The organism is Bradyrhizobium sp. Arg816 (assembly GCF_029989365.1).
In the GTDB taxonomy this organism is placed as follows: domain Bacteria; phylum Pseudomonadota; class Alphaproteobacteria; order Rhizobiales; family Xanthobacteraceae; genus Bradyrhizobium.
The window spans coordinates 229,577-242,359 of sequence record NZ_JAPRAQ010000005.1; the positions used below are offsets into that span (position 1 = coordinate 229,577).

9 protein-coding genes and 1 pseudogene are annotated in these 12,783 nt (G+C 56.1%); 5 read left to right on the forward strand and 5 right to left on the reverse strand.

Annotated elements, in window-relative coordinates; genetic code table 11:
* Nucleotides 1–219 precede the first annotated feature (219 nt).
* Nucleotides 220–3,033, reverse strand: a complete 2,814-nt coding sequence (locus tag OWC48_RS15075) for a hypothetical protein (RefSeq protein ID WP_282520700.1) — start codon at nt 3,031–3,033, stop codon at nt 220–222.
* 2,020 nt (nt 3,034–5,053) lie between these two features.
* Between OWC48_RS15075 and OWC48_RS15085 the strand changes: the two genes are divergently transcribed.
* Entirely contained in the window at nt 5,054–5,392 is a 339-nt protein-coding gene (locus tag OWC48_RS15085) for a hypothetical protein (RefSeq protein WP_282520701.1), read from the forward strand.
* An 85-nt stretch (nt 5,393–5,477) separates the two neighbouring features.
* Here OWC48_RS15085 and OWC48_RS15090 read toward each other — a convergent pair whose 3' ends face one another.
* The 3 genes from OWC48_RS15090 to OWC48_RS15100 all read right to left on the reverse strand — a co-directional run bounded on the left by OWC48_RS15090 (nt 5,478) and on the right by OWC48_RS15100 (nt 8,296).
* On the reverse strand, nt 5,478–5,966 hold the full coding sequence (locus OWC48_RS15090) for a hypothetical protein (protein WP_282520702.1): 489 nt from the start codon (nt 5,964–5,966) through the stop codon (nt 5,478–5,480).
* 385 nt (nt 5,967–6,351) lie between these two features.
* Nucleotides 6,352–7,212 (reverse strand): CorA family divalent cation transporter, encoded by an 861-nt coding sequence (locus OWC48_RS15095; RefSeq protein WP_282520703.1) that lies wholly within the window; start codon nt 7,210–7,212, stop codon nt 6,352–6,354.
* Between the two features lie 838 nt (nt 7,213–8,050).
* Nucleotides 8,051–8,296: a hypothetical protein gene (locus tag OWC48_RS15100; protein WP_282520704.1), complete on the reverse strand. Its 246-nt coding sequence runs from the start codon at nt 8,294–8,296 to the stop codon at nt 8,051–8,053.
* 420 nt (nt 8,297–8,716) lie between these two features.
* Here OWC48_RS15100 and OWC48_RS15105 point away from each other — a divergent pair, with 420 nt between their 5' ends.
* The 4 genes from OWC48_RS15105 (at nt 8,717) to OWC48_RS15120 (ending at nt 11,652) form a co-directional block, all read left to right on the forward strand.
* On the forward strand, nt 8,717–9,934 hold the full coding sequence (locus OWC48_RS15105) for a hypothetical protein (RefSeq protein WP_282520705.1): 1,218 nt from the start codon (nt 8,717–8,719) through the stop codon (nt 9,932–9,934).
* A gap of 5 nt (nt 9,935–9,939) precedes the next feature.
* Nucleotides 9,940–10,524, forward strand: a complete 585-nt coding sequence (locus OWC48_RS15110) for a protein-S-isoprenylcysteine O-methyltransferase (protein ID WP_282520706.1) — start codon at nt 9,940–9,942, stop codon at nt 10,522–10,524.
* Nucleotides 10,525–10,665: 141 nt separating this feature from the next.
* Nucleotides 10,666–10,857 carry a hypothetical protein gene (locus OWC48_RS15115; RefSeq protein WP_282520707.1) on the forward strand — a complete coding sequence of 64 codons (192 nt, stop codon included), beginning with the start codon at nt 10,666–10,668 and terminating at the stop codon, nt 10,855–10,857.
* 174 nt (nt 10,858–11,031) lie between these two features.
* Nucleotides 11,032–11,652 (forward strand): hypothetical protein, encoded by a 621-nt coding sequence (locus tag OWC48_RS15120; RefSeq protein WP_404979768.1) that lies wholly within the window; start codon nt 11,032–11,034, stop codon nt 11,650–11,652.
* A gap of 72 nt (nt 11,653–11,724) precedes the next feature.
* On the opposite strand, the pseudogene OWC48_RS15125 reads toward OWC48_RS15120, so the two are convergent.
* Nucleotides 11,725–11,901, reverse strand: a pseudogene (locus OWC48_RS15125) (lipid A biosynthesis lauroyl acyltransferase); the annotation flags it as partial.
* Nucleotides 11,902–12,783 lie beyond the last annotated feature (882 nt).

The following is a 12,783-nucleotide window of genomic DNA, read 5'->3' on the forward strand; positions in this document are numbered from 1 at the left end:
GCGGCCGCCGCAGAGCGATGCTCTTGATAGGTAATTTGTCTAAAAATAAGCGCGGGCTCGGGACTTCCTCCAGCCGGTCCGAAGGTTACGGCAGAAGCTACCGATAAGCTTCAGCTGAAAAAGTGACTGGGAACGATTGTGCGATTTTCCGCTATTGGCGACTAATTTGGGGCGGCGCGGGCTCCATGATCCCGAGCACCGCAGACTAGGGCCTCTCCTTCATTCTCTGCGGATTAGCCCGGTGACGCCGACAACAAACAAGGTCGTGAAAAACCATCCGACCAATATGTGAATTGGAAGGTAGTACCGGGCGAATTTTCCCGGGTTCGTCTTGCTGTTTGGCGTCCAATAATCTTTCTGTTGCAAATTGACAATCGGCAGGAGGACGTCGGCGGAATAGAGTATCTTGTCAAACGGCGGATAGGTTTTCTGACTGTCTTGAAATGCTGTAGAATCCTTCGACCTTATGAGGTCGTCGGCCGTCAAATCGAACATCCACGCACCAAACCCGACGAAAACAGCAATCCATAACGCCGCGAGCCAGGGCCGGTAGCCGTGTCCGCATGCGACTTCCATCAGAATATTGCCAAGCCAAGAGGGAGAGCCCAATCCCAAAAATTTGCGCGCCTCGCGATGTCGATGGATCGCAATCATTCTTGCGTCTCTGTCGTAGCCGGCGCGCCGCAACACCGCTACCAAGGTCATGAAGGGCTGCGGATTGAACTCGTCTTCGGCCTTTGTCTCAGCATTGCGGAATCGGAATAGCCATCTTAGGCGTCGTTGCCACGTTGGTGCTTTCGGCTCTGAGCACCTCAGCCACGCAAGGCGCTTGCGCCACTTGGTCGGGGCGTTGCCGCTCAGCAGGCTGTATTCAAAGCCGTTCAGCGACAAGGCTCCGGGTCGGCCAGGCCAGTCAGTACCCCCGTCGTTAAAGGCGAGCACTTTAGCGTTGGAGAGTGAAAACTTGCCTTCACCACACTGGAAGTTTTCAAGAACAAAGGCGCCAGACACAGCCAGCCGGTTGAATGAAAGGGCTTGGTTTCCACTTTGTAGTGCTTCATTGATGTGGACGCTGCCAGCAACGGCTGTTGCCGTCATGATAACTCCGCCGTTGACCTGTGCGCAGCGCACGTCTGACGATGCTCCGGTGGAGCGATCTGGCCGGATGAATAGGTCGCCGCCGATCTTCGAGCGCTCCAAGTCAAGGGCAATCGCGGTGGGGTTGTCGATTGTGCTGCCGGAAAGGTTCACGCTGCGGCGAATTTGCGCATCTTTCAGCAGAACCGGTCCTGTCACCTGCGAGCGTACCAAGAGCAAGAAGTCGCCGACCTGCACACCGTCCGCGGCAATGGCCGCTGGCGCGGCCGATGGAAAATTGGCGCCCTTGACCGACGCATCACGGATCTGGAGCGCGCCACCGACCGACGCATTCCACAAGACAATTGTGCCCGTGATCGCGTTACGCGTTCCTTCAGATGGAATCATGAAAAAGTCACCACCAACTTTTGCGCGTTCCAGGTTGAGCGCTGGCAGATTAACTGTCGTGAGCACTGCACCACTTAGGTTAAGATTTGCGCCGATAGTGGCGTTTCGCAGCATCAGCGTGCCTTCCACCCTCGCTCGTTCGAAAGACAACGCGCCTGCTACCCTCAGGCCGTCGGCAGCGATAGCAACTGGCCCGGGCATAGGGAAGTTGGCGCCCTTGACCGACGCATCACGGATCTGGAGCGCGCCACCAATCGACGCATTCCACAGAACGATTGTGCCCGTGATCGCGTTACGCGTCCCCTCTGAGGGGGTCATAAAAAAGTCGCCCCCAATTTTTGCTCGCGCTAAGTTAATCGCCGGCCCGTTAGAGTTCGATAGCGATGCACCACCCAAATTGAAATTAGCGCCTATAATCACATTTCGCAGAAGCGATGCGCCTTCAATGGTCGTGCGTTCGAAAGATACAAAGCCCCCAACCTGCATGCCGTCAGCGACAATCGCTGCGGGCTCGGCTGCGGGAAAATTGGCGGCGTTGATCGATGCTTCACGTATTTGGAATGCGCCGCCGATCGATGCGTTCCATAAGACGATCGAGCCCTGCACCGTGTTACGTGTTTGGTCGGTTGGGAGCATTAAAAGATCGCCACCAATCTTTACTCGTTCCAAATTGATAACAGGTCCATTCGAGTTCGAAAGGCTCGAGCCGCTCAGGTTGAGGTTGGCGCCGATCATCGCACTTCGCAGTAGCAGCGTGCCATCGACCGTCGCGCGGTCGAAGGATAGGAAGCCCTCGATTTGTGCGCCTTCAGCCGTGCAGGCCAACCCCATCTTTGCCTCGAACTTGGCGCGCGCGAATGTGCAAAAACCCCCAATCTTCGCAGCGTTCAGACGAAGCGCCGGGCCATCATCGTTGCGGAATATACCCTCGATGCCGTCGATGGCCGACGCGATTTGCGCCCCTTCGAGTGAAATTTGTGCGTTGCTTGTAAAACCATCACGTAGATAAATCGAACCACCGACGTTTACGCGGTCGGCGAGGATGCGGCTGTTGGCGCTCAATTTTGATCGGCGTAGGTCAATATCGCGACTGACGGATGCGCTGCTAAGGTCCAACGGCCCGTCGAGCTGACACTCGCGCATAAGAAGACTTCCGTCGAACTCTGCATAACGAGCATTTATCCCGACAACGTTGCATTCCCGGAATGAAGTCGACGACATCCTTGCATCGGTGCAATCAAGGGCATGAGAGAAGACGCATTTCACGAAGGAAATGGGTCTGGTGACGCTCGCAGCGCGTAGGTCGACCCTGCCAGAAATGCGCGCGCCAAGTATCTCTAGAGGTTGATTGGCGAGATCGGCACCCTCAAGGAGGATATCGCGGAGCAGGCGAGCATCGACGGTACGCTGCGAATCCCATTCCGAGCTCTTTTCGATGGTGTCGGCATTGATGTCAGGAGAGAAATTGCAAGCCGTTCGGTGCTTAAGTGCCTCCAGAAGCTTCTGTTTGACCCTTTCTTGCGAGTCTTGCTCGTCGGAGGATGACATCTTGAGCTCCTCAGCAAACCAGGGGGGCGTACCATCAAGAGTTGTGTCAAAAGTACATCTGAGTCTTGAGTTGTCAACGCCAACTAAGCGGTAAAACGCCAAGTGAGCGAATTGATAGCGATCCGGCCAATGTTGGAAGAGCACGCAACGCGCGCCGTCCGCTGATTGAACCTGGAGAGGCCGCGTTGTCTCAGGTACCGCTTCTGCGAGCTTACGACGCGCACCAACTCCGTCCCGTGGTGCGAGAGCGAGTCTTAGACTGACAGGGTTTCATTCGAGACGGAGATAGTTGGCGAAATAATAAGGGAATTGCCGAAATGGAGTCAGTCCGGGACTGATAAGGAAAACAGCGAGACGGAGTCAGTTGGCAAACTGATAAGGAAATAGCTGAAAGCTTATCAGTCTGTGCGAAAAGACTCGCTGCCAGACAGGATTGAACTGAGTCAACAACCCCGATGGACGCTGATTTTATTGAGCTTTTCGGTCCGGCGAATAGTTTTTGTGTGGCACTCTTGAGGGGCGCGGCGCGACCATGATTACCACATTCGGCGTGAGTTAGCCACGTCGGCGATGCCTTTGTTAATCCTCCTTTGGCCGACCGACGAGCCGTTCCTCGGCGCGTGGGAAAACCAGTCTTGTCCTATCAGAAGAGACGCTCGGGCGCTCTAGAGTGCGTTCCGGAGCAACCAGACGAGACAGTATGGCAAATCGTTTTCATCACCGGCAGCGGGGACGGTCTCGGCCTGGCAGCGGCCCAGCCGCTCCTTCGACAGGGACACGCGGTGCACGCTCGTTCGGACGACGCGCCACAGCGTCGGGTGCGGACAAGCGGCGGTCAAACGTCACGAAGGTGAAGTCCGGACTGCCCTCATAACCGGACCACCCGCAGACGCCTAAGTTGGTCGGCTTGGGGCCGACAGCCGACTTGAATATGAAACGCGGGGGTCGCCCCCGACGCATCGCAGATCTAATTTCTTCAGCCTTGCCTCACGTTTTTCGCGCTCGCGGGCTGCGCTTCCCCTTCTAATTGACGGAGTCGTTCGATTTGCGCTCTGAAGTTCTCAGGTAGCTCTCGATCTTCTTCAAATGACTTTCGCAGTCTTTCGCCAATCTTTTTAGCGATTGCGCGGCTGTGCGACGAGTCAATGGCAATGGAGTTTCGCATAACGGCGTTCTCCGGTCCTTGGCAAAGCCAATGAACCCCGGCCAACATCGATGGGGCGCTTAGTTCTATCCGGCTCGCCAGATCAAACGGAGACCCCAAAACCAGCGAGCGACTGTCGGTGAAAACCGAAAGTCGCGGCGGGCCACTTCCGCTTTGGGTCATTCGCGTCGATTTGACCGGCCGCCAATCACTTCCGGTCTTCCCCGATCAACGGACATTGTCAGAGTCCTACGTCATGTCTCAAAAGGGCCGATTGTGTTGCAAAAGTCGTTTTACAGGAGATGTCAAAAATTCTAAGGGCCGCTGGCGCGTTCTTCGTATAATGATCCGAGGGACCTCATCGCCTTGCGTAAAATTCATGGGCGACTTCGGTAGCGCGACTGAGGCTATGCGAATCATCGACCTCTTTGCGCTTCGGCCATAAGCCGACGTGACGTGCGCCAATGCACGGCCTGCCGTGCAAGTCGCGTCCATTGCCATCATTCATACTGCCGCCTTGAGCGCATTTGGTACGGTGAAGCGATTGGCGGTGAATGCCTTTAGCAGATCACGAGGTCGGCTTTTGTACCAAGGCTCTTGACCCGCAAATCGATGATCCTCCTCATACGCGACTGGAGCCCCTTCAAAGCGCGGCTGAGCCCAACCTGAGCGCCAGAAGTTGTTTGACCTTGACGTAGATCAACGGTGGCAGAACTGGAGCGTTCTCTTGATGCACTTCGATCTTAGCTTATCAGCCAAGGCGCTGCCGTCCATGTCCGCTAGGATCACAAGCCGACCTAGGAAGTGCCCACTATCACCGAAAACGAAAGAAGAAACCCCTTCACCCCGGAGAAGTCAGGACAACCGAGAGCAGCTATGAAGGCGACCGCGCAAATGCTGTTTGTACTTGGGATGTTTCTTGCTCCTGTCGAGGTGAACGCTTCCTCGTGCTCGTCCTATTACATTTCGGAAATCACTCTTGTATCGCCGGGTGACAACGAGGCGGGGCGCGTACAGACTTTTGTTGGATTTGGAGCGTCGAAGGAAGAAGCCGAAAAGAACGCCCTGGGGTCTTGCTCGCACATCCAGCTTGACCTCGAAACATGCCTAGCCTCAGACCGTGTGCTGGATCGTAACGCCCCTTCGGATGACGCTAAAACCTCGCTTCATAAGAAGTACTCGAAGGCGGTCAAGCGCATCACTGGCTGCGATTAGCGCGACCCTCAGCTTCGGGTTGGGTCAGAAGCGGAAGTCGCGCAATTGGGGTTAGTGGTCGGCAAGTCGCCAAGGGCCGTAATTTTCACGGCTTCCCTTGTTCTCCTGCAATGGCCGCGATCATCTGCATGACATCATCGACATTCTCTCGCACGCCTTGAACTTTCCCACTCGCAAAGCCGAGTTCAGCGTTTGCACCCGGAATTTGTGTGTCGAACCTAACGGAGGTTACTTGTGATACGTTAATGTGGATCAGCTCGCCGTTAAGTTCAGTCAATTTGATCCAAGACATTTCGCCACGGTGCGATGCTTTGACCAACTGCATGACCTCATCGACATTCTCCTTCACCCCCTGAGCTTTGCCACTCGCCAAACCGAGTTCAGTGTTGGCACCGGAAATGTGTGTGTCAGATCTGATGAAGGTTACTTGCGCCACGTTGATATGAACCGACTTCCCGTTGGGTTCGGTCAATTTGAGAGAGCCGAGCCGAAAAGTTCTTGGCTCCTGCGCGCGGGCCGAGCGCGACCACGCCGCAGCGCCGCCGATTAACCCGAGAAAATCCCGTCGTCGCATCTCACGCCTCGCGATTAGGATGCGATAGTGTAGCTGTCCAGACCCGCCGCTTGGAATAAAATATATTTGGAGATACCGACTTCATGTCCGCTTTGGGTCTTGGCTGTGTAAAAACGCCAAAACGCTTGATGGCGTAGAAGCCGCGTTTCGATCTCTCGCGTTTTTACACAGCCAGGGTCACAAGTGGCTGTCCGGCCGTACCCGACCTTGGTCCGCTGACGGCCAAGAAGCCGACAACACGGCGATTGAGACAGAGGTCAGCGATGGGCCATAACCGGACTCGTGCAGCGCAGTGTAAGAGCACGTCCTACTCGATAACCTTCGTCGGCGATGGCGAGGTAGCGAAGGCGGCACGTCGAGCCCAAACGCGCACGCAGAGATCAACTCACATCAACCTACGGCGCCTCAGCCATAGTGCTGTGCCCACCACGGTCAGGGTCGGGATCACAAGCCCCAACCCAATAAATGCTGTCTTACTTCCTTCCAATGCGGTTAGCCATCCAAAGTTCATTCCAAAAAACCCAGTTATAAAGGTAATAGGCAAGAAAATTATAGAGACAGCGGTGAGGCGGTTGATCTGCTCGGCCTGTCGCTGGGCGATCGCGGTCGCATAACCATTTACAATATCAGCGCCCCAGTGCGTACGTTCCTGAAGCCGCTGTTCAAGATGTTCGACCTGCTCAGCATAATCGTTCAGCTCGGTCGCCGCGCGCTGGTCAATACCTTGCAGTGCCTCGATGCCGATAATACCCGTACGGACCGCGCTGCTGTAGCGATCAACGTCCAACCAGACGGCCTGAAGGCGCTGCAATTTTTCTGCAAGACTTGAAAACTCGATCGACTGGGGTTCGCGCTGAATTTGCGTCCGCAGCTCCCAGATTCGGCCGTCGATCTCGCTGATCGCACTATGAAGCGTGCTTAATAAGAATTGGAGCAGAATTGCCGCCGCAGCTAGAGGACTTTCTTCCAGTTTCGCTGCGCGCTCGGCGAAATGCTTGTGAATTTCGTCGAGCACTGAAGGATCGCCGTTCCATAGGGTCAAAATGCACTTTTTCGAACCCAAGATGTGGACCTCTATGAAGCTTCTCCCGGAGCGCTCGGCCAGCCATGACACTGCGAGCAGCCGTTGCGGACTGATCACCAAGCTTCCAACTTGTCCGAAGCGCTGCCCCCAAACGATATCTGCAGGATCGAATCCAAGTTCGCCAAGAAACTTCGCGCGGCCGACTTCGCTGCCTCCGACCATGTCTAACCAGAAGAAATTTGCCGCCAGCGATTAACGCACGCAGATCAAACTCGGTCGCCACGCTTCGGACGCCATCCGAGGCGATAGCGGTAATGGTCGGGTTCGTCGCCGCCGGAACCGTCGTTTCAAGGTTCATCTTCGGCACCACACACTAAGAGTTTAGGCCCTGAGAAGGGCTGGTCATGGAGAGCATTTTGCATCCGGCGATCAGGTGGAATCTTTCGCAGCGCGGATTCGGGAGAGGGCCGGGGTTGAGCGAGACGCGTGCACAGGCGCACCACTCCCGCGCCGCATGAGCCCTCTATCCGGAGCACAGACTACCATATCGTCAAAAAGGGGTGTGTCGTGCATCGCAGCAAAAATAGGTCGCCCATGTCTCAGATGGGTCAAAGGCTGCCCTCGTTAGGCAGCGTTACCTTGGTCGGCTCACCTCTCGGAAGCGGACATCGCCGGGCTCTGGGTCGAGGTCAGCCACGGGCCGATATTGTTGCAAAAGTCTTTTTGAGGTGGCGAACGAAAATTCTTGGAGCCGCTGAAGCGTTTTACGCTTGGCGACGTGAGGGACCATATCGCTTTATCCAAATCGACCACGGGCCTTCGTAGTGGCGTTGAAAAGCGACGCAGGGGCAGAGAAGTCCAAAGATCAACTTTCGCGAGATTTTCCACGACCCTCGATTTTCGACTTTTGCAACACAATCGGCCAAAAGCAGGCGTCGGCGAACGAATGTCTGCAGCGGCAGGAGGTCGCGACGGGAGCCTCCAGACGCAAGGCAGTTATGGTTTCCCTTCGTATGTACCCCGACAAGTGGCCCATTGCACGAAGCGGCCTGGACGGGCTTCAGGGAATGATCACCCCAACGAAATGGGTTTCGCAGACCCACTTTTTCTCCGGCTCCATGTACAACTCTGCTGGGCTGGAGCACCTGGGCTCGGCGCGCATGATCATCGTCATATTCGCCCCATCGCGCCGTGCATAGGTCAAGCAGCTTTTGCAGGCATAGACGTTCGGATGTCGATGCCGTTCAAGCTCTTCCCACACATGCTCCAACTCCGAGCACCTCTCGCTGAAATCATCTTTGGTCATAGCATCCTCCCCAATGCTCAAATGGCCTGAAACCGCTCCACGGCTACACAATTCGCTTGCCAGCTCGCCCCAAACGCACGCCGATCGACAGACTCGCCATGCGATTCGAGCAATTCGTGGCTCTGGCGGGATGGCTGCGCGTTACCGCAGCGGCTATCTCGTTTCCCGGCGGCGTGGAGCGCTTTCTCACGCAGAATACCTTGGCGACGGGGCAACGCCTTCATCTGGAATTGGCCCCAATAGTCCTACGCGCGACTGCGCGGTGAGCCGTATCAAACGACAGATCGTCTCTCTCTTGACAACCCTTGGCGCCAGACGTTCGCTAGGTCTTATTAAAGGTCGATTGACGCGTGCGCGATGAGTAACATGAGAAGTTCGCAGACAGAAGTTGTTGCGGCTGACAATACATGCGGAGCGCCCGTGGCGAAGCGCCTAGTTTTCCATATTGGCGGCTATGATCCAACCACGCCACCTGCCGGCGCGGAACGACGCTTTCTGCGCGAAATTGAAAGGTTCCAGCGCACCTGGACTGTGGAAGCGATCATTAACGATTTGTGCGACAGCGCCGATCAGACCAAGTGGAAAGTTACGACCACCGGCCCCAATTGGCAGGTCGAAACCAACTACCATTTGGTTCGATGGGACGATGTCATTGAAGGCTTTAGCCGTCGGAGCATCGGTTCACGAATTCCGCTCGGCCTCCTTGCCTTTCTGGATTTCGTTTTGGCCGGCACTCTTTGGCGTTACTTGCTGACCAACTGGCGTTACGCACTTTTCTTTCTCTATCCATTCGTCATGTTCGGACTACTCATGGCGACCGCCGTCTTGATTGGCGTGCTTGCATTCAAAGTCACCGGATCAACTCCCGTTGCTGCTGGTGGCGGCCTCTTCGGGGTCGCAGCCGTCTTGGCGGGTCCGTGGCGCTGGCTGCACCTGGGCGACTTGTTCGACGACTGGATTTTTTCTCGCAAGTATATTCGATTCGGCCATTCGGAAATCGAGCAAAGGCTGGACAGGCTGGCCACCGAGCTCGTGGCTGCGGCGAGCAGTTCCGCCGCAGACGAAATTTTGGTCATTGGACACAGTCTTGGCGCCGTACTTGCGGTCGATCTCCTCGATCGCGCCTTGAAGCTGGACCCTGCGCTCGGTCGGACCAAAACTCCCGTCACATTCTTGAGCGTTGGATCATCCATCCTCAAGGTTGGCCTGCACCCGGAGGCAGTACGCTTTCGCGCGACGGTGGAACGTGTGGCAAATTCTCGCGCGATCTTCTGGGGCGACTATCAGGCCCTCGTCGACCCGTTGAATTTTTACAAAAGCCGGCCAATGGCCGAAATGGGCTTGTCGACGGATAACGAAGCGACCGTCAGGGTCGTGAGATTTAGCCGAATGCTCGACGACGACATCTATCGACGCATCCGTCTCAATTTCTTCCGCTTGCACAGCCAGTTCGTCAGTGGAAATGATAAGCGAACATCGTACGACTACTTCATGCTCATATGCGGACCTATTTCAGCCAAATCCCAGACGCTCGCCCCGGATGGCGCCATATCGATGATCGCTGACGACGGAGGACTGATTGCGAGCGCGCCGGTGTCGGAAAGCGAACTGCTGGGAAATCCGGGCGCGGCAACCTGATTCAAATGACGCCCACCACTTCAAAAGTCATCTTCGTTGCGTTGGCGATCGGCTGGTACCTCATACGCTATAAGTACGCGCGGCGTTCCCGCCGTGCGAGGGTTGTGCGGAGCGCTCGCGGCCCCCTGGAAACTACGCTCCTGCTCATATCTCTTTCGGGACTTGGACTTGTTCCGCTCGTCTACGTAGCGATAGGAATACCTCATTTCGCAGATCGGAGCTTTTATCCCTCGCTGGCTTGGCTGGGGTCTCTCATTGCGATTGCGGCTTTGGGCATGTTTCACCTGACTCACCGTGCACTCGGGCGGAACTGGTCGATAAGTCTCGACGTGCGAGAGAACCATGAACTCGTGACGGAAGGGGTTTACCGGAGAGTTCGACACCCGATGTATTCGGCATTTTGGCTGTGGGCTATCGCCCAGGCATTGCTGCTGCCCAACTGGGTTGCCGGTTTCGCGGGATTGATCGGGTTTGGCATCTTGTATTTTGGTCGCGTCGCCAAGGAAGAGCGAATGATGTTGGAAACTTTTCGCGACAGCTACCGCGTCTACATGGAGCGAACCGGTAGGATTTTCCCATCAATACGCTGAAAGAAAACGTGCCCCTTCTGCAACATTCGCCAAAAAAGAGATCGGGCGACTGCCCGCACGGGCGTCTATTTGTTGCGTGGGTTGAGCGTCCGGCTAGGTTCAGAATCGGTAAGGGGTAGTGGGCAACTCAGGGGAGACTTGATGCTGAAATTCGTAATTGCGGGTGCTGCGTCTTTGGCTTTGGTGGGAGCGGCAGTTGCCGCGGATCTGCCTCGTCCGCAGCCCGTCGTCCAGACCGCGCCGGTTGGTAAATATCCCATCGGCAAAACTCCAGTCGGCAAATACCCGATCGGCAAGGCTCCGGCGCCGGCTCCGTTAGTCACCAAGGGATAATCCCGCCGATTCGAGCGCCTTCGGCCGTCGGGGCCGGAGGCGTTCACCTCCGATAATGCGGACTAGTTATAGCTTGGGCTGTGTTGGGTCCAAGAGGGGTCGAACGTGGCAAAAGCGATCTGGGAATACCGCAATCTGCAATTTATTGTCGGAGTCGCAATTTTTCTGGCTTCCGTGGGAAGCGCTAGTGCACAGCAACTCGCGGCGCGCGCTAATCTTCAGCAGAAACCGGACACTGCCCCCAAGACTTCAATCAACTCCGCTACGAAAACGGCCGCGGCTGCGCCAAGCAGCCCGCCAGCCACGTCGGATGCAAAGCCGGCCCGGGTATCTTCAGTTAAAGGACCCTACTATGTTGATTTTCGTGCCCGCACTGCTGCATCCTACGGACACGCATTTGTCTGGTACGGCAAGACGAGCCAAAGGGCGGTCGAAGTTGCGGGCCTGCATCCAGCAGGTGACACGCTGCCGTACATGTTGGGACATCTCATGTTTGTGCCTTCTGAAACGGGCGCAAGCTACGGTGACCTTGATGAGCAATATTTAACGGCCAGCTATCGAGTCTACTTGAATGAGGCTGACGCCAAAAAGGTATTTGCTTACATCAAGCATCTTCAGGCGACCTCGCCGGTGTGGAACGCGGGAACAACCAACTGCACCAATTTCATCGGTCGCATAGCGAGTTTTATGGGCCTGAAGGCTCCATTCCATTTGTTGAAGCCTGAAGAATACATAAACCAACTCAGAGCGCTAAACGGTGGACGTCAAACGGTGCAACTGGTTGCCGACCGGTAGACCCCGGGGGTATTCATGCAGGCTCTGATAATCGACGTCGGACTGCGAGGTGCGCATTTCCCAACACCTGGATTCGCGGATCCAGCCCTCGATCAAGTGGTAACCGCCTGCATCGTTTCCTGAATGTCGATTTGGGCGGCAGCGTCGTGGACCGGCTTCACTTGTTGACAGTTCGGCACAAAAGCGGTGTTCGGGCAGGCGGATGATGCGTACGCCGTGAATCGGGTGCTCGATCTGCCGCAGCAGGCGTGGCTAAAGTGGTTAATCGACACTCCGCGATGTCGCTTATGGGTCAATGGCGACGGTTTGCCCGACCCCTGATGAGGTCCGGTCTTCTACTCACAGCCGGCATATTGATGAAGGGCCAGGTTGGTCGCGAAGGGCCAGAAACGGAAGTCGCCTTCGGCTCGGTTCCTCAACGGAAGGCACGGTCTGCATGCTCTGGCACGAGGGAACGTTGACGCAGATCAAGTATTCGCGGGGTTAGTCAGGGACAGTCGTTTCCCTAACAGGGAAAGGAGATTGTTATGAGACAAACCGGCCTGAAACGAGCTTTGTTAGTTGCCGCCGTTGTCGCATGTGGGGTTTCCGGTTCAGTTGGGTGGTCAAAAAATGACGGCCTCTCACTGTCCGTTGATAGCGCCCAAGCACGCGTGGGGCGACCATTGACCCCCGTGAGTGTCGCTGGCGTTGCACGTCGAACCACACGGCGAGCGGTAGTGGGCGGAGCGGTAGTAGGGGGAGCGGTGGTTGCTAGGCCGCGCTGCGGGTATTACCCCTACGGACCATGCTACTAGCCTTAGCTGGCCAAGGCTCGCGCCTTCCATGCCCGTGAATAACAAAAGTCCCGTGACGGGAAGTCCCCACGGGGCTTTGCTGCGACCTGCAACCGCGACAGAGGAACAGCCTCCAAACGGTCACGCGAGACCCGAACGACTGCTGTCGGTCAAAAGGCGAAGAACTCAACGTCAGCAAGTCTAGTCCGCTAAGGATGCAGCGTGCCACGTCTCGATCAATTCTTCCCTTCATGCACGCGAGCTACTGCAGGCGCTGCACCAGGACGATGAGCGGAGATGATGACCTATCGACCCACTACGCTCTAGCCAGCTACTTAGCTGTCCCCGTCGTAAC